The sequence below is a fragment of the Rheinheimera faecalis genome (assembly GCF_021290965.1).
GTDB lineage: Bacteria > Pseudomonadota > Gammaproteobacteria > Enterobacterales > Alteromonadaceae > Pararheinheimera > Pararheinheimera faecalis.
Map to the genome: position 1 here is coordinate 640981 of NZ_JAJOYT010000001.1, position 18185 is coordinate 659165.

Annotated in this window: 15 protein-coding genes; 5 read left to right on the forward strand and 10 right to left on the reverse strand. The window is 46.8% G+C overall.

Features of this window, described 5'->3' with window-relative positions; all coding sequences use genetic code 11:
• Positions 1 to 29: 29 nt before the first annotated feature.
• The 4 genes from LSG34_RS03015 to apbC all read right to left on the reverse strand — a co-directional run bounded on the left by LSG34_RS03015 (position 30) and on the right by apbC (position 4771).
• Positions 30 to 1592 carry a DUF3300 domain-containing protein gene (locus LSG34_RS03015; RefSeq protein ID WP_233007321.1) on the reverse strand — a complete coding sequence of 521 codons (1563 nt, stop codon included), beginning with the start codon at positions 1590 to 1592 and terminating at the stop codon, positions 30 to 32.
• Between the two features lie 171 nt (positions 1593 to 1763).
• Positions 1764 to 2648: a DMT family transporter gene (locus LSG34_RS03020; protein ID WP_233007322.1), complete on the reverse strand. Its 885-nt coding sequence runs from the start codon at positions 2646 to 2648 to the stop codon at positions 1764 to 1766.
• A gap of 390 nt (positions 2649 to 3038) precedes the next feature.
• Positions 3039 to 3629, reverse strand: coding sequence for a dCTP deaminase (gene dcd, locus LSG34_RS03025; RefSeq protein ID WP_233007323.1), 591 nt, complete (start codon positions 3627 to 3629; stop codon positions 3039 to 3041).
• Between the two features lie 2 nt (positions 3630 to 3631).
• Positions 3632 to 4771 (reverse strand): iron-sulfur cluster carrier protein ApbC, encoded by a 1140-nt coding sequence (gene apbC / locus LSG34_RS03030; RefSeq protein ID WP_233007324.1) that lies wholly within the window; start codon positions 4769 to 4771, stop codon positions 3632 to 3634.
• A gap of 115 nt (positions 4772 to 4886) precedes the next feature.
• On the opposite strand from apbC, the gene metG reads away from it, so the two are divergent.
• Together metG and LSG34_RS03040 are read left to right on the forward strand one after the other, a co-directional pair.
• Positions 4887 to 6944, forward strand: coding sequence for a methionine--tRNA ligase (gene metG / locus LSG34_RS03035; protein WP_233007325.1), 2058 nt, complete (start codon positions 4887 to 4889; stop codon positions 6942 to 6944).
• A 164-nt stretch (positions 6945 to 7108) separates the two neighbouring features.
• Positions 7109 to 8521 carry an MFS transporter gene (locus tag LSG34_RS03040; RefSeq protein ID WP_233007326.1) on the forward strand — a complete coding sequence of 471 codons (1413 nt, stop codon included), beginning with the start codon at positions 7109 to 7111 and terminating at the stop codon, positions 8519 to 8521.
• 38 nt (positions 8522 to 8559) lie between these two features.
• On the opposite strand, the gene LSG34_RS03045 is transcribed toward LSG34_RS03040, so the two are convergent.
• Complete coding sequence (locus LSG34_RS03045) at positions 8560 to 9570, reverse strand: NAD(P)H-quinone oxidoreductase (protein ID WP_233007327.1); 1011 nt, start codon at positions 9568 to 9570, stop codon at positions 8560 to 8562.
• A gap of 87 nt (positions 9571 to 9657) precedes the next feature.
• Here LSG34_RS03045 and LSG34_RS03050 point away from each other — a divergent pair, with 87 nt between their 5' ends.
• The gene (locus LSG34_RS03050; RefSeq protein ID WP_233007328.1) at positions 9658 to 10848 is read left to right on the forward strand and encodes a class I SAM-dependent rRNA methyltransferase; all 1191 of its coding nucleotides are present in this window, start codon (positions 9658 to 9660) and stop codon (positions 10846 to 10848) included.
• A gap of 55 nt (positions 10849 to 10903) precedes the next feature.
• Positions 10904 to 11479 (forward strand): YceI family protein, encoded by a 576-nt coding sequence (locus LSG34_RS03055; protein WP_233007329.1) that lies wholly within the window; start codon positions 10904 to 10906, stop codon positions 11477 to 11479.
• A gap of 71 nt (positions 11480 to 11550) precedes the next feature.
• Here LSG34_RS03055 and LSG34_RS03060 read toward each other — a convergent pair whose 3' ends face one another.
• Both LSG34_RS03060 and LSG34_RS03065 read right to left on the reverse strand, forming a co-directional pair.
• Positions 11551 to 12201, reverse strand: coding sequence for a hypothetical protein (locus tag LSG34_RS03060; protein ID WP_233007330.1), 651 nt, complete (start codon positions 12199 to 12201; stop codon positions 11551 to 11553).
• Positions 12202 to 12366 carry a hypothetical protein gene (locus tag LSG34_RS03065; protein ID WP_233007331.1) on the reverse strand — a complete coding sequence of 55 codons (165 nt, stop codon included), beginning with the start codon at positions 12364 to 12366 and terminating at the stop codon, positions 12202 to 12204.
• 244 nt (positions 12367 to 12610) lie between these two features.
• On the opposite strand from LSG34_RS03065, the gene LSG34_RS03070 reads away from it, so the two are divergent.
• Entirely contained in the window at positions 12611 to 13189 is a 579-nt protein-coding gene (locus LSG34_RS03070) for a lysozyme inhibitor LprI family protein (protein ID WP_233007332.1), read from the forward strand.
• A 22-nt stretch (positions 13190 to 13211) separates the two neighbouring features.
• Here LSG34_RS03070 and LSG34_RS03075 read toward each other — a convergent pair whose 3' ends face one another.
• The 3 genes from LSG34_RS03075 to hrpA all read right to left on the reverse strand — a co-directional run bounded on the left by LSG34_RS03075 (position 13212) and on the right by hrpA (position 18042).
• On the reverse strand, positions 13212 to 13511 hold the full coding sequence (locus LSG34_RS03075) for a PilZ domain-containing protein (RefSeq protein WP_233007333.1): 300 nt from the start codon (positions 13509 to 13511) through the stop codon (positions 13212 to 13214).
• 123 nt (positions 13512 to 13634) lie between these two features.
• On the reverse strand, positions 13635 to 14021 hold the full coding sequence (locus tag LSG34_RS03080) for a response regulator (RefSeq protein WP_233007334.1): 387 nt from the start codon (positions 14019 to 14021) through the stop codon (positions 13635 to 13637).
• Positions 14022 to 14121: 100 nt separating this feature from the next.
• On the reverse strand, positions 14122 to 18042 hold the full coding sequence (gene hrpA / locus LSG34_RS03085; RefSeq protein ID WP_233007335.1) for an ATP-dependent RNA helicase HrpA: 3921 nt from the start codon (positions 18040 to 18042) through the stop codon (positions 14122 to 14124).
• Positions 18043 to 18185 lie beyond the last annotated feature (143 nt).

Consider the following 18185-nt stretch of genomic DNA (forward strand, 5'->3'; position numbering starts at 1 on the left):
AGCTGCCTTTATTCATTCTGTGATCACTGTTATTCGATTTGTCTGCGCCCTTCTGAGCTGCGCATTTCCCTGGCCTGAGCTCTGGGCTGCTCTGCCCTGGGTGCCTGATAACTGCGCTCAGCACGGGGTTGCTCCATCCGTGGTTGTTGATAACTACGTTCAACACGAGGCGTCTGATAATTACGCTCTACCCTGGGCTGTTCAACACGAGGCGTCTGATAATTACGCTCTACCCTGGGCTGTTCAACACGAGGCGTTTGATAATTACGTTCTACCCTGGGTTGTTCAACACGAGGTGACTGGTAATTACGTTCTGCCTTTGTTATTGACGGCTGCAGGTTTCTGCCCTGGTCCTGGATCCTTTCTCTGACCACAGCTGAATCAGGCCGTTGCTTAACATCACCGTTATGAGGTCGGTCGACACGGGGCTGCAACTCTTGCTGCTTGTCTCTGTTATTTACATTAACAGCAGGACGATATTCTTTATCCCGCGCCAACTCTGCGCGTCTGCGCTTATCATAATCTATCCGCTGCGGCTCCTTGTCATGCTGAGCGCCTGATTTGCCTGTGGCACGCTCAGAGGCAAACTTGCGTTCTTTTTCATCAAAACGTTGAGCCTTTTCACTATTAAATTTGCGATCCGGTGCATAACCCTTGTTTTCACGGGTTTGGGCCGCCCATTCACGTTGCTGCTCTCTGTTTTGATAACTACGATTGCCACTAAACTCACGGGTTGGCTGATAACCTGCCTGATAACTCACGCCACGTCTGTGGTGCGGGTTATGACGCCAGTGATGCGATTTTTTGTGGTGCACTATCTGATGGCTACGATAGTAATACGGGTCACGCCAGTGATGGTGATGATCGATCACCACAATCTGGCGGCGCGGCCAGTGGAAACTGCTGAAATAGAATCCCGGCGCAATCTGAATACCAACGCCCCAGGAAAAACCGCGATGCACCGCATAACCTACAGGCACATGCCAATAGACGGGCGGATAGCTACGCCACCACCAGGGTCCATACACAATTTGTGGGTCGTAATAAGGCAGATACACCACTTGCGGTGAAGCCGACTCAATGATGATGGTTTTTTCTTCCCTCACCACTTTGATATGTTGCTGTTTATCCAGATTACCAGAAGCATAAGCTTTGTTACGCAGCGTCTGGATACTGGTCATCACCTGGGCTTCCTGACCTAAAAATGCATCGCCCAAACGCTGTGTCCAGTCGATATCATCGCTCATACGCTCCAGCAATTGTGGGAAAGGCACCAAGGCTTTGACGCTTGGGTCCCAGTCTTCGTCTTCCACTTGTTCCAGCGCTTCTTCAGCACTGTAACGAGGATGTTCTTCCACCCACCTGTTAGCTTTAATAATTTCCAGTGGATAAGTGGATGCAATAAGCACATGCGAAAGAACTGTATCCGGGTACAAAGCAATAGGAGCAAGCATAGCGTCCAGCTCAGCCTGACTAAAACTTTGCACAGTGCTACCGGCACTGGCGGTCTGTTGTGCTGCCACTGGTGCAACCAACAAGGCTGGGAATAAAGCCACTGAAAGCAAAGGTAAGCATTTCATCAGGGCACGCATTGTAAGCTCCTGCCACTTTAAGTGGCCGCTAAAACCCGGATCTAAAGGTAAAAGTGTCGCGAGATCCGACGCCACACTCCAAAATTCTTTGTAACACTGATGCATTTATCACCAGCTTGCATCAAGTTATAACAAGCATTGCCTGAACAGCTTCTGAATACCTGCAAGCCTTTACGCTTTGACTTTAAAAAGCGACGAAGGTTTAAAACCTGTCACCATCGAGGTGCCGGTGATCACTACAGCGACCCCAACAAAAGTATGCCAGCCTAAAGCTTCGTTTAAAAAAATATGGCCCCAGAACACACCAAATACCGGAATTAAGAAGGTGACTGTTAAGGCCGGAGTGGCGCCTTCATCCTGGACTAAGCGGAAGTACAATAAATAGGCCACACCGGTACAGATCACGCCAAGGGCTAATACAGCAGCGGCGACATTCAAACTAATATCGGCTTGTATCGGGAATAACAGCATGACAGGAGCCAACATTAACGCTGAAGTCCACATACTGCCGTGAGCGTTGGTATAAGGAGCGACGGTTTTCGCCAGACGGGTGTAGTGAGTCGATATGCCATAACAAAAAGCAGCGCCAGCGGCACAAAACACAGCCACTAAAGCACCAGGTTCCAGCACAACAGGGTCAAAACCCACCAAGATGGCCACACCACTGATCCCCAGCACCAGACCAATCGCTATTCGCAACGTTAAAGCTTGCCGGAAAACCACTATACCTATCAAAGCGCCCCAGATAGGAGCAGTCGCATTCAGCACAGATAAAACCGACGCCGTTAAGGTTTGCGCTGCATAAGCAAATAGTAAAAACGGCAAGGCAGAGTTAAAGAAGCCAAGAATAAAAAAGTGCTTCCAGTTATGTTTTAAATCCAGCTGATGTTTTTTCAAAAACCAGCCCATCAGGCCCAAAAATAGCGCAGCAAACAACACCCTGCCCGTCATTAAAGCGGCAGGACCCAGAGTTCCGACCGCAATGCGCATAAACAAAAATGAAGAGCCCCAAATGGCGGCCAAACTAAAGAGACGAAGAAAACTGGCGGGCTGCATGAAAACTCCTGTAAGCAATCAGATGTCGGGCTTTTATTGGTTACCCTGAAAGTTTTAAACAAAATTCTGTTTTTTTAACTAAGTATTCAGTTAATGCGACACTTATTGCACAAAAAATGAAAAATTCTAAAAAAGCCGGGTTGCGAAGCTATGCAGTTATATTGCATAATTACCCCGCTTCATTTTTGCTTTATTGCTTCAGCCCATACCACTTTTGTATGGGCTTTTTCATTTCTGGGCCTAAAACTCCACCCCACCTAAAACATCAACTCCAAAGTAGTTGATGTTGTGGCTAGGCGACAAGCCAACGAGACCCCAGGAGCATAGTGCACTATGTGACTGGGGCGAGAGGCGCAGTCAACAACGCCACGGCTTCAAATACGCGGGAGTTTAGCTCTGATCATCCTGGCTAATACGACTTGCCACAGCGCCTGTCTGCTGTTGGTATTTCGCATCCACTCTTTTGTTGTATGGACGGGCAGCTTCACCTGTCATAGTTTCAAAATTCAGCGCACCAATTTTCATATTGGGTCTAAGTGCCAGCGGTAAACGGCCACTGTTATAAAACTCCAGCACTATATTGCCAGACCAACCCGGATCGATACGGTGCGCTGTTACATGCACCATTAAGCCCAAACGGGCTAATGAAGAACGTCCATCCAACCAGCCTACGATGTCCGCAGGCAAGGTGACGGATTCGAGTGTAATAGCCAAAGCCAGTTCGCCCGGATGCAGGAAAAAAGCTTCGTCATCTGTTAATACAATTTCATCACTCATCACTGAATTTAACGCGTGATCCACTTCTTCACGTGGACCACTTAAATCAATAAATGCAGCGGCATAAGCACGAAAAGTGCGGAATTTATGGCCTAAGCGAATATCCACACTGACACCGCTGATCATGTCTGGTGTTGGCCGTGGCGTAATTTGGATCTTGCCTGCGTCTATATAGGCTTCAATGTCGCGGTCACACAATCTCATGGTTAATCATCCGTAAAAATAATTTCGGGTTGCTGCGCTTGCTGATGTTGGGAGTTCCAATATAAAGCAAAGCTCAGTTGTCGTGCTATAGCCCGGTAAAAACCAGTACCGCTTTCGGCTGGGTTCAGCACTAGCGGCGTTCCGGCATCACAGGACTGGCGTATTTGTTTTTGTAAGGGTAACTGCCCTAATACAGGCACCTGATAACGTTCAGCTAATTCCAAGCCGCCATTGGTACCAAAAATATCGTCGATTTCACCACAGTGACTGCACTGGTAAAAACTCATATTCTCTACCAAACCAAGTACAGGAATATTCACACTGCGAAACATAGAAATGGCTTTTTGTGCATCAGCCAAAGCCACATCCTGCGGTGTTGTGACTATTAAAGCCCCGGTCACCGGTAGTTTTTGCGACATGGTCAGTTGAATATCGCCTGTGCCCGGTGGCATATCGACAATTAAATAATCTAAATCCGGCCACAAGGTTTCGTTTAATAGCTGAAGCAACGCCTGACTGGCCATAGGGCCACGCCAAACCGAGGCTTTTTCCGGGTCGACTAAAAAACCAATCGACTGCAGATAAATACCAGCAGCTTGTTTAGGCAATAGATGTTTATCGTCCGGTGATTCTGCTTTGGCGTCTTTTAAACCCAACATAGTCGGAATAGAAGGACCATAAATATCCGCATCCAACAGCCCCACTTTGGCGCCTTCTAAGCCTAAAGCCACAGCCAGATTGACAGCAGTGGTACTTTTACCTACACCACCTTTGCCCGATGCCACTAAAATCACTTGCTTGATATTGCGGTAGGCTGGTTCTGCCGCGTTTTCGCTTTGAAGTTCCAGTTTCAGATCTGGCTGCACCTGCTGAAGTACAGGCAATAACTCGTCAGCCAAAGAGGCCCATGGGAACTTCAGCGTTAAGCTCAGGCTATTTTGTTTAGTGTTAAAACTGGCCTGCTGGATCAAAGTATCCAGCGGCATAGGAAATTCGTTGCTTTGAAATTCAGCCAAAGTTTTGGCTAATACTTCAGGCATTTGAGTCGTAGCTGACTGCTCTGCTGTTTTTTTAAACCATTTAAACCACATAGTGTTACTCAATCTGTGTTGCTGAACTGGTTCGATTCCTGTGAACTGCATTTTGTGCGCACTTTGCCAGCTTTTCCGCGCTTTGCTGCTTTTGAACTGGTGCGCTTTAACGCGCGCTATTGTATCATTAAGCCACTTTTTTCAGTGATATATCTATGAGTTATCGATGACACAACGCAAAATTCTTATCACCAGTGCTTTACCTTATGCCAATGGCCCCATTCACTTAGGTCATATGCTGGAATATATTCAGACTGACATCTGGTCCCGTTTCCAAAAAGCCCGTGGTCATCAGTGTTATTACGTCTGTGCGGATGATGCTCATGGCACCCCTATTATGCTTAAGGCTCAGCAGCTGGGTATTACCCCAGAGCAGATGATTGCCCAAACCTCGCAAGAGCATCAGGCTGACTTTGCCGAATTTTTAATAGGCTTTGATAACTATCACAGCACTCATAGCGAAGAAAACCGCCAATTCGCCAGCGATATTTACACCAAACTGGATAAAGGTGGTTATATCAAACGCAAAACCATCAGCCAGTTGTTTGACCCTGAAAAACAAATGTTCCTGCCGGACCGTTTTGTCAAAGGCGACTGCCCTAAATGTGGCGCTTTGGATCAAAACGGTGACAGCTGTGATTCCTGTGGCGCAACCTACAGCCCAACTGAGCTTAAAAACCCACGTTCAGTAGTGTCAGGCGCAACTCCGGTATTAAAAGACAGCGAACACTATTTCTTCGACCTGCCCGCTTTTGAGCAAATGCTAAAAGACTGGACCCGCAGTGGTTCATTGCAGGACGAAATGGCGAACAAACTGCAGGAATGGTTTACTGAAGGCCTGCAACAATGGGATATCAGCCGCGACGCACCTTATTTTGGTTTTGAAATTCCAGGCGCGCCAGGCAAGTTTTTCTACGTTTGGTTGGACGCTCCTATCGGCTACTTAGCCAGCTTTAAAAACTACTGTGATAAAACCGGTGTGAACTTTGACCAGTTCTGGCAAAAAGACTCAGACGCTGAGATTTACCACTTTATCGGCAAAGACATTATCTATTTCCACAGCTTGTTCTGGCCGGCTATGTTAGACGGTGCCGGTTACCGTAAACCTACTTCTGTGTATGCGCACGGTTTTGTTACTGTCAACGGTGCCAAAATGTCCAAGTCACGTGGCACCTTTATCAAAGCCCGTACTTATCTGGAGCATTTAAACCCGGAGTATCTGCGTTATTACTTTGCGTCTAAGCTCACCAGCAATATCACTGATTTAGACTTAAATCTGGAAGACTTTGCGCAAAAGGTGAATGCCGATTTAGTAGGTAAAGTGGTGAATATCGCCAGTCGCTGCGCCAGCTTTATCAGCAAAAAATTCGATGGCAAGTTAACAGCTGACATTGCAGAACCTGCTTTATTAGCTGAATTTACTGCCGCAGGCGAAACCATAGCTGAAAGCTTTGAAAAACGTGAATTTGCCCGTGCTATCCGTGAAATTATGGCGCTGGCCGATAAAGCCAACCAATATATAGACGCTAAAGCGCCTTGGGTGCTGGCAAAAAATGAAGCGACCTTAACCGAAGCGCATTTAGTCTGCTCTATGGGTATTAACCTGTTCCGCGTATTAATGCACTACTTAAAACCAGTGCTGCCGGCTATGGCCAAAGAAGTGGAACTGTTTTTAAACGACGAATTAAGCTGGTCAACCTATCAGACCGCTTTAACCAATCACAGCATCAATGTGTTTAAGCCATTGATGCAACGTGTAGAAATGACAAAGGTAGAAGCTATGGTCGAAGGCTCAAAAGAAAACTTACAGCCAACAGCTGCTGTAGCACCAAAAACCGCTGAGACTAAAGCAGCTCCTGCTGTTGATTCAGCAGAAAACGCCATTGAGCCTATTGGCGAAACCATCAACATTGATGACTTTGCCAAGCTGGATTTACGGGTTGCCCGCATTATCAACGCCGAACATGTTGAAGGCGCTGACAAGCTGGTGAAACTGCAACTGGACTTAGGTAACGAGCAACGTCAGGTGTTTGCTGGCATTAAATCCGCTTACCAGCCAGAGCAGTTAATTGGCCGACTTACGGTGATGGTTGCCAACTTAGCGCCACGTAAAATGCGTTTTGGTATGTCTGAAGGCATGGTGATGGCCGCTGGCCCCGGTGGCAGTGATATTTTCCTATTAACGCCAGATGATGGTGCTACGCCAGGTATGCGCGTTAAATAGAGGTTGCCCGTCGTTCTTGAAGCTGCAGCTTTGTTGACTGCGCGCGCTCGCCCCAGTCACATAGGTGAACTATGCTCCTGGGGTCTCGAGCACTTGTCGTCGCGCTGCAACTCCAATTACTTAGGGTAGTAGATTGGCTACCCTTTTTTGTGACAAGGAAAAGCATGTCTAACATTCTGCGTTCGTTTTCTTCGTTGTATTTTGCCACTTTATTGATGGTACTCGCCTCTGGGGTACTGACCACTTATTTAGGTTTGCGCCTTGCCGCAGACTCGGCAGCTCAAATCTGGATAGGCGGCATGATGTCGGCTTATTATCTGGGGTTAGTCGCTGGTTCTAAAATTGGTCACCGTTTAATAGCCCGTGTTGGTCATATCCGTGCTTTTGTTGCCAGCGCCGGCATTACCACAGCAAGCGCTTTGGGCCATGCCTTAATAGACGATTTAGCCGTCTGGCTGGTGCTGCGCCTGATGGTGGGCATGGGCATGATGTGTATGTATATGGTGCTGGAAAGCTGGCTGAACGAACAGGCTGACAGTAAAAACCGCGGCACAGTCTTTGCCAGTTATATGATTGTCTCTTACTTAGGTTTAGTGCTGGGTCAGCTGGCGATTAGCTTAAACCCGGAATTAACACTAAAACCTCTGCTGATTGTCGCTATGTGTTTTGCGCTTTGTATTGTGCCTTTAGCCTTAACACGCCGTATTCACCCGGCGCCTTTGCAACCAGCGCCACTTAAAATCAAACTATTCTGGCAAAAAGTGCCACAGGCACTAACAACCGTAGGTATGGCTGGTGTAATAGTGGGCTCCTTTTATGGCCTTGCACCGGCTTATATTGCGCACAGCGGCGCCAGCACACAACAAGTTGCGGCTTATATGGCAACTACTGTTATCGCAGGCTTATTAGCGCAGTGGCCTATGGGCCGGCTGTCTGACAAAATCAGGCGCAGCAGGCTGATCCGCATCAATACAGTGATTCTGGGTGCCATTGTGCTTTGTATCGCTATACTGCCGCTGAGCGGAATACCGCAACTGGTGTTTACCTTTGCTTTTGGTATTTTAGCTTTTACGTTGTACCCGCTGGCAACAGCGCTGGCGAATCAGAATGTAGAGCAGGAACATAGGGTTGCTTTGTCAGCCACTATTTTACTGACCTTTGGTTTGGGCGCTTGTATTGGACCACTGATCGCGTCTGCTTTTATGCAGTTGATTGGCGATAGCATGCTGTATGGTTTTATGGCGTTATGTACTTTGCTGCTGTTTTTACGTTTAACTCAGGTGAACTATCAGCAGAAACAACAAAACAAAGAAGTAGCTCAGGACTATGTGATGGCATCGGGCGACTTAATGTCTTCCCCTTTAGCTGCCGCCTTAGATCCACGGGTTGACGAGCAAATGGTGCAGGAGCAAATGCTCAATCCACAGCATCAGGATGCAGAGCTGCCAACAGCGGATCAGGAACTAAGCAGTATGGATGCAGAACCAGAAGCTGCTGTAACCACTGAAACTGTTGAAGCTGTAGATGAAACAGAGCCAGATAAACACCAAACATCAGATCGCAACAAACCGGCTTAAGCCGGTTTGTTGTTTTTAAAGCATGACAGGCGAAGAAATCAAAACAGAGTTAGTACCAGTTTGCCCACAACAGCATTAGAAGCCAGCAACTGATGCGCCCGCTCCGCTTCCGACCAGTCGATGCTTTGTGCCAATACAGGCTTAATTTTTCCTTCCGCCAAAGCCTTTCCAAACTGCTGACTAAAATCGCTGATTAAAGCTGATTTATAGCCATCTGTTCTGCTTCGAAGTGTGGAGCATAAAAGCTGACCGCGTTTTTTCAGCATCAGACCTAAATCCAGCTCTGGAGTCATACGACCACCCAGCATAGAAAGCACAACAATCTGCCCATCCAGCGCCAACAGCTGAATATCTTTTGCGATGTATTCACCTGCTACAGGGTCGATAATCAAATCAAAACCTTGAGGTCGTGCAGCTTTTAGTTCAGCCGCAAAATCATGAGTTTTATAGTTCAAAGCACAATCAGCCCCTAAGGCTAAGCAGGTTTTGGCTTTTTCGTCCGAACCCACTGTGACAGCAACAAAACAGCCCATAGCTTTACCCAGCTGTATAGCTGCAGTGCCTACACCACTAGCCCCTGCATGCACCAATAACGCACCTTGATAGGGCAAATGACCTACAACCCGCATCGCCTGGAAAGCTGTTAAAAACACTTCAGCACAAGCAGCAGCTTCGCTCATACCTAAAGTTGCCGGCTTTTTGATCAGATGCTCTGCAGACATAGCGACATACTGCGCATAACCACCGCCAGGCACCAAACCAAATACAGTCTCGCTAAGCCAATCTTGCGATACATCATCGGCCACAGCCACCACAGTACCTGCGACTTCCAAACCTAAAATCTCAGACTCCCCTGCTGGCGGCGGATAGAGTCCTGAACGCTGCAATAAATCTGCCCTGTTAATACCTGCAGCTGCGACTTTAACCAGAACCTGCCCGGCTTTTAGCACTGGAACAGCCACAGTCACTTGCTGCAACTGGCTTTGGCTACCGGGATTAATCACCTCAATAGCGGTCATTTGACTGGGTACAACATGCTTTTGCGTCAATTTGGCTGATCCTTTTAATAGTTTTGCTTTAGCTTTTGCGCACTCTTCACTAAAATAGCGCCCCTTGCCCATCTACAGAGTAGACCTATGTCTCACAGTATCATTTTACAACCCGAACGCGAAAAATCCTTAAGACGCCGCCACCCTTGGGTGTTCTCTAAAGCGGTATTGCAGGTTAAAGGCAAACCAGAGTCGGGTGAAACTGTAGATGTATTAACCCACGATGGGAAATGGTTATGCCGCGGCGCTTATTCAGCCGACTCGCAGATCCGCGTGCGCGCCTGGACTTTTAATGAAAAAGAACAGATTGATCAGGCCTTTTTCACGCGCCGTATTCAGCGTGCCTGGTCTGTGCGTCAGGATATGTACGATCTAAACCAAACTAATGGCTTACGTGTAGTAGCAGCTGAATCTGATGGTTTACCTGGTGTAACGATCGACTTATACGCCGATGTACTGGTCTGTCAGCTGTTATCCGCTGGTGCCGATGCAAACCGTGAGTTAATTGTCACAGCACTGAAACAGATTTTCCCTGACGTCAGCATTTACGAGCGTTCAGATGTGGATGTACGTAAAAAAGAAGGTTTAAAACCTGTCACTGGCTGGTTGCATTTGCCTCGTGAAAGCGGCGAAGTGGTGATTTTAGAAAACGGCATGAAAATTCTGGTCGATGTGATCAACGGCCACAAAACAGGTTTTTATCTGGACCAACGTGATTCACGCGCTGCTGCAGGCCGTCTGGCGAAAGGCAAAACCGTACTGAACTGCTTTAGCTACACCGGCACTTTTGCGCTGTCCTGTTTAAAAGGTGGTGCGGCTCATGTCACTAACGTGGATATGTCGGATTTAGCCTTAAAAACCGCAGAACGTAATTTAGCGTTAAATAACATGGAACTGGACAAGGCGAACAACGTCAAACAGGACGTATTTAAACTGCTGCGCGAATACAAAGAGCAAGGCAAGTTGTTTGATATGGTGATTTTAGATCCACCAAAGTTTGCCGATAGCAAAGCCCAGTTGATGCAAGCCGCCCGCGGTTACAAAGACATTAACCGTGTGGCCATGCAATTGGTCAAACCAGGCGGTTTATTACTGACCTTCAGCTGCTCAGGCTTAATGGAGGAAATGCTGTTTCAGAAAATAGTGGCTGACGCCGCACTGGATGCGAACAAAGATTGTTTGTTTATCGAGAAACTCAGTCAGTCCAGCGACCACCCTATTGCCAGCTTCTACCCTGAAGGTCATTATCTGAAAGGTTTAGTCTGTAAGGTGTTTTAAGAACCTATTCTCATCCTGGAATTTTGTTCCGGGATCATCACAAAAGGAGTGTTCGATGACGATGAAAAAATTAGCTTTAATAGTGGCCGCAGCCTTAAGTTTTTCTGCTGCCGCCGACTGGTCAGTCAATAGCGCGCAATCCAGCCTGAACTTTGTGTCTGTGAAAAATGACGTTGTGGCCGAAACCCACAGCTTTAAAGACTTAACAGGCAAGTTAACTGAAGCAGGCGAGTTTTCAGTGGCTATTCCTGCAATGAGTATCGACACTATCATTCCAATTCGTAACGAACGTATTCTGGAACATGTGTTAGCGGCCAAACAATACGCTACTATCAATGCCAAAGGCAAAGTCGACAGCAAAGTGTTAACTGGCTTAAAAACCGGTGACAGCGTTGTTGTAGATCAAGCCTTAGATTTGACCTTACTCACTAAAACCCAAAGCCTGATGGCCAAAGTAAAAGTAACCAAAGTGTCAGACAGCCAATTGGTAGTCACCACTGTTGCGCCAATTATGCTGGACGTAAACAAGTTTGAATTAAACGCTGGCGTAGAAAAACTACGTGAACTGGCAGGCCTGAAAACCATCAGCCCAATGGTACCAACGACTTTTAGTCTGATATTGGTGAAGTAGGTTTTTTGGTTAGTTGATGATATGAAATAGCCACCTTTGGGTGGCTTTTTTTTAAGTAGAATGGCTGACTATTAAACAACTTTTTTATAATTTACATTACGTTGTCTTGGATCGAAGTAGCCCAAAATACAATTGGGATTAACTATGCAAAGCTGTATATGATTTTTCTCTCGAAATCCGGCGTTGGGATAAAGAAATTTTCCTTCTGGAAACATACCCCGAACTGAGTCGATAAAATTTTGATGATTTCGAATTTTTCTTATATTTGTCCCTGCGGTGTCAGCAAGCTGAAGCTCTTTTGCAATAGCTTCATTATTGAGTTGTTGAAGACGCAGCATGACTTGGCAATCTAATGATCGCACCATGTCGATACCGTCATGCATGACTTTATTTACCGGCAAGCTTTGATTCAGTGCTTCAAACTCAAGCTTTAGAATTTCATAGGCTCTTTTGACTTTTTCCACGTCAGCAGAATCCAGAAGATCAATGCAGTTACCCAGCTTTACAAATGCTCCGATAACGGCTGGATTCAACACTTTTTTGCTAGCGCTAGCCCATTCAAGTGCCCGCTCATAGCTACCTTCCCAAAAATAGATTCCATGGCCCAGCCAATCATAAGCATTTTCGCTAGTACTCAGAACTTCCCCATTTTTGATTACCTGATCAAAAACTGACTTGTCGCAACCGTGGAAGCCTACGACTATGCCTGGGGATATGTACATTTACGATGCCACTCTGGTGATCACTTTACCGCTTGAGTTGAGAATTCCAGAGCGTTTAAGTGATTGCTTTATTTTCTCCCTGACTTCAGGCGTAAATTCTTTCTTTTTACTCTTGCGCTTTAAATCTGCCAGTCTTTCGTCCAATGACTCTTGAAGATCAAACATATTTATTCCTCTGATAGCCTCTGAATACAAATCAAAGTTTACAGCACAGCTCGGGATCTTTATAGATTTTTTAAGCACATTACCTGATGTTAAATTTTGGATACTGAGCTTAAATGTCCAAGTAGAGATCCAAGAACCTGAACTTCATAGATAAATAATTATTGTCCAGTTTTTCCGTCACCCACCTTGAAATTTCCCACTTTCCCTGACACTGTTAACACAGCAAATTCAAAAGGATAGGAATATGAAACTTTTATTTATTGTCACCACTCTGCTCGCCACAACTCAACTTCAGGCTGCAACACCAGCCAACCAAATCAATTGCCAAGCCAAAGACTTAGGTACTGTTGATCAACTGATTTGTTCAGACCCGGAGCTACTGCAACAAGATCAGCAACTGGCAGAGGTGTATCAGCAGGCTTTGCTAAAAGCAGTTAATGAAAAGCCGCCTATGTTAAAAGCTGAGCAGCGTGGTTGGGTAAAAGGTAAAGCGGAGTGCTGGAAAGAAGAAGATAAAAAAGCTTGTGCTTCAACGCTTTATATCCAGCGTATTGCTGAGTTACAGGCGCGTTATGAACTGCTGCCTGTCAGTAAAAAACTACTGCTTAGCTGCGAGAACAATCCGGCCAATGAAATCTCAGTTCGTTATTACCCCACCACACCAGCCACTTTAATTGCGGATTATGGTGATCAGGTCTCTTTAATGTATCAGCAAGCTGACCAGAGTTATGTCGGAAGAAATGAAAAGCTATCGGAGCAAAACGGTATTTTTACTGTGCAGTGGGGTTATGAAGCGCCGCTGATGAGCTGCAAAACTAAATAGCAGTAAGCGCCGCGAAGGCTCGTTAATTCAGCTCGATGATTTGCACACCCAGCTGGTAACAGTCTTCTTGTTCCTGAGCGCAGCGCATTACTTTAGCGTGGGCGGATAAAGGCGGAATACTGGGGTTGGAGCTTTGCATTTTGATGTAGAGCAGAATGCCCATTTCAAGCGGCTCATCTATTTCCAGCGACATGCCGGTAGAACTTAAGTCACGGCAAATGGCGTTGATCACCCGGCCCGATTGTGGATCGTTGATCATCAGCTGGACCTGAGAATTCACCATCATACGGTAGTAATTGCGCTTATCACTGTGGCCTAACATAGACTTTACTGCCCTTTCCTTAGTACCTGAAGCCGCAGCTGCCTTGCTGCAACTCCAATTACTTTGGGTGTAATTTTTTGAATTGATATCTTTTATAGATCGGCCACAAGCTGCTGTAAAGGCTTATTTATGCAAATGACTGCAGAGTAAATCGTCCACCAGCATCTGAATATGTCGCGCACTGATTGGTTTGCTGACAAAAGCGTCTGCGCCAGCGTCCAGTGCAGTTAATTCATCGCGGGGCGTATCCATGCCGGACATCATCAGAATAGGAATATGGCCGGTTTCAGGGGCGTTTTTTAACAGGCGGCAGGTATCCAGGCCATCCAGGCCTGGCATACAGATATCCATCATCACCAGATCAGGTTGTTGCTGCAACACCAGTTGCAAAGCTTCCACCCCACTTTTGGCGTAGGACAACTGATAAAAAGGCGACAAAGCCAACTCCAGCAGACGAAACATAAAATCTTCGTCGTCCACTATCATGACCTTCTTTTGCTTCAGTTCCATTGTCTGCATCCTTGTGATCTCCATTCAAACGCATCGATGCGTTTGACTTAAGTGTATGGCCTATTTAACGATTTGCCAAAAAATCAGCCAAAAATTAACTTTACTTTAACTCACTAACCGCCAGCAAAATGCGTTTTACCGACACTGGATAAGGTGTTCCCAAAGTTTGAGCATGCAAGGACACTTTAAGTTCCTCCAACATCCAGCGGATGGCCAGCACAGGTTCCGGAATAGTGCGGCCGGCAAATTTACCCAACAGGCTTTGATAAGCTTCTTCTGCTTTCTGGTATTCGTGTGACATCAAACGGTCACGGTTTGGATCCACAGGTAGTTTTTCCTGACGTTTTTGCAGCGCCTGCAAATAACGCAAAATGGCATCCAAACGTGCCGCACCATGAGTGCTGACAAAACCCTTAAACAGCAAAGAGTCGAGATGTTGCTTGATTTCACCCTGACCTTGTACATGTTTTAACTCAACTTTACCTTTGAGTTTTTTCTGAATTTCATGGCCAAGGGTTAAAATCTGCTCTACTTTCAGCGCGATACGAAGCACTGTTTCACCCAGATCTGCGCGGATTTTCTCTTTGACAGCGGTAAAATCAGCTTCGGTTTCAGGCCAGGGCTGCTCGCTAATCAATTGATCAACACCAGCGGCGATACAGTCGTCTATCAGCTCCAGCACTTTGCCAAAAGGATTAAAGTACAAACCAAGCTTGGCCTTGTTGGGCAAGGATTCCTGCAGGTATTTGACAGGCGATGGCACATTGAGCAAAACCAATCGGCGCAAACCCAGTTTGCTTTGTTCAGCCGCTTGTTCGGCGTTATCCAACAGCTTTATAGACACCGAATCTTTGTTATCCACCAAAGCCGGATAAGCCTTGATTTGATAACCGGCCTGCATTTTGATGTATTCACGCGGCAACTGACCAAAAGACCACTGTGTCAGCTTGTCCTGCTCTATACCGCGTTCTGCTACCTGGCTTAGGTTTTGTTGCACCTTGCCTTGCAGCTCTTGTTTTAACAGCGCCAAAGAGCGGCCTTGTTTTAAGGTCGTGCCTTTGTCATCCACCACCTTAAAGTTAAATTTCAGATGGGTTTCAATACCCGAAAGCTCCCAGACATCATCCGGAATAGTCACACCCGACATACGTTTTAATCTGTTGCTGACTACATCCAGCAAAGGCCCATCTTCAGGCTTAATGCTTTGCAATAAGGCATCTGCGTAATTTGGTGCTGGCACAAAGTTGCGTCTGTATTGTTTGGGCAAACATTTAATCAGCGCGACCAATAAATCATGACGAAGCCCCGGGATCAACCAGTCGAAACCCTGCTCTTCCAGCTGATTTAATAACGACAGAGGCACCACCAGACTTACACCATCGTCCGGTGCGCCCGGTGAAAAATGATAATCCAAAGGCAAGGTTAAATTGCCCTGACGCCAGAATTCGGGGAATTTATCGGCTGTGACTTCAGAGGCGTCACGTTTATAAAGCTGCTCTAAATCCAGATGTAGTAATTTGGCATCTTTGGCTTTAGCCTCTTTCCACCACTTAGCAAAATCGACTCTGTTATTGGCCCAGACCGGAATCTTTTCAGCGTAAAACGCCGCTAAAGTATCTTCATCCACCAGAATATCGCGGCGGCGGGCTTTTTCTTCCAGCTCTGTGACTTGCTCAATCAGCTTTTGGTTATGGGCTAAAAAGCTTTCGTTCAGACCTAAATCCTGCTCCACCAAAGCACTGCGGATGAAAATGTTGTGACAAGTCGCAGGGTCTATTTTGCTGTACAGCACAGGGCGTTTACCGACAATGATCAGGCCATACAAAGACACCTGTTCATAAGCCACTACTGCGCCTTTTTTCTTTTCCCAGTGCGGCTCGCTGTAGCTGCGGGTAACTAAATGCATAGCCGCAGGTTCAACCCATTCAGGCTCTATTTTAGCCACAGCACGGGCATAGAGCTTGGAGGTTTCCACCAGTTCAGCGGCCATCACCCATTTAGGTTTACGTTTAAATAAGCTGCTGCCAGGGAAGACAAAAAAGCGGCTTTGGCGTGGCCCCATATAATCGGCGTCGCTGTCGCGGCTACCGATTTGGCCTAATAAACCTGTCAGTAAAGCGCTATGGATTTGTTCGTAGGACGCAACCTGCGAATTCAGGCTCCATTGCTGTTCGCTGCAAATTTGACTGAGTTGCCCAAATAAGTCCTGCCATTCACGCACCCGAAGGTAATTCAACAGCTCCTGTTTACATAAACGGCGGAACTGGTTATTGGTCAGCTCGTCCTGCTTCTCTTGCAGATAAGCCCAGAGTTTGATCCAGGCACTGAAATCTGAATCAGGATCAGCAAAACGGCCATGCAACTCATCGGCTTTTTGCTGTTTATCCAACGGACGCTCGCGTGGGTCCTGAATAGACAAAGCCGAAACGATCACCAGCACTTCCTGCAAGCAGCTGTGTTCTGTCGCCGCAAATACCATACGTGCTAAACGAGGATCGACAGGTAAACGGCTGATTTGGCGGCCTAAGTCTGTCATCTGCAAACTATGGCTATTGGACTGAGGTTTGACTGCACCCAGCTCTTCCAACAGCTTAATACCGTCATTAATAAAACGACTATCTGGCCGCTCTAAAAACGGGAAAGCCTGAATATCGCCTAAGCCTAACGCCAGCATTTGTAAAATAACAGAAGCTAAGTTGGTACGCAGGATCTCCGGGTCAGTAAATTCTGGTCTGCCATTAAAATCCTCTTCACTGTATAACCGAATACAGATACCAGCAGCGACACGGCCACAACGGCCTTTACGTTGATTGGCGCTGGCCTGACTGACGGCTTCAATCGGCAGCTGTTGTACCTTTGAGCGGTAGCTGTAACGCGAAATCCGTACTGTGCCGGGGTCTATCACATAACGAATACCTGGCACTGTTAACGAGGTTTCAGCCACGTTGGTCGACAGCACTATGCGCCGCCCTACGCCGGTCTGGAAAATCCTGTTTTGCTCGGCTGCACTTAAACGGGCGTACAGTGGCAGTATTTCAGTGTGAGGCAGTTTTAACTTTTCCAGCGCATCCGCTGTGTCACGAATTTCGCGCTCGCCGTTTAAGAAAATCAGAATATCGCCAGGTGGCTCACGGTAAAGCTCTTCGACTGCATCAAAAATAGATTGCAGCTGGTCAGCATCTTTATCGTCGTTTTCTGCCAAAGGCCGGTAACGGGTTTCGACCGGATAAGTACGGCCTGAGACTTCGATAATAGGCGAATCAAAAAAGTGTTTGGAAAAACGCTCTGGATCTATGGTGGCCGAGGTAATAATCACTTTTAAATCAGGGCGGCGCGGCAACAGCTGCTTTAAGTAACCCAATAAAAAGTCGATGTTTAAACTGCGTTCGTGCGCTTCGTCGATGATCAGTGTGTCGTATTGATTTAAAAATCTGTCCTGCTGAATTTCAGCCAGCAACACACCGTCTGTCATCAGCTTGACTAAAGTAGTGGGCGCTGTGTGATCGCCAAAACGGATTTTATAACCCACCTGCTGACCAACAGGGCATTTCAGCTCTTCGGCCAAACGTGCAGAGACACTACGGGCCGCTAAACGCCGAGGCTGGGTATGGCCTATCATGCCAGCAACACCACGGCCTAACTCTAAACAGATTTTTGGAATTTGGGTGGTTTTACCTGAGCCTGTTTCACCGGCAATAATCACCACCTGATGTTTGGCAATGGCGGCTTTAATATCGTCTTTTTTACCGACGACAGGCAGTTCAGCCGGGTATTCAATAGTGGGGACTGCTGCCAAACGCTGGGCGCGCAGCTGCATTGAGGCGGTAATTTTTGCCGACAACTGCTGCATTAACTGCTGCTGTTTGCTCTCATCCTGTTGCTTTTTAATGTTCTGTAAAGACTGGCGAAACCTGTGCTGATCTTTGGATAAAGAATTGGCAATAGCTTTGGTAAGCGCGGCAACAGAAATTTCAGCGTCATTGGCAGCAACAGCAGGTTTAGCAGTAGAGTCGGTCAACACAAGGCCCTCAATAAATAGGGGCGACATGCTACCAAGTTCAGGGGCTTTAGATCCAGTAAAAGCACCGCTTAAAACGGTGCATTTACTGCAACTTCAACAGTGATACCTGTAGGGGCGGGTCTTGTACCCGCCCGCTCAGCGTA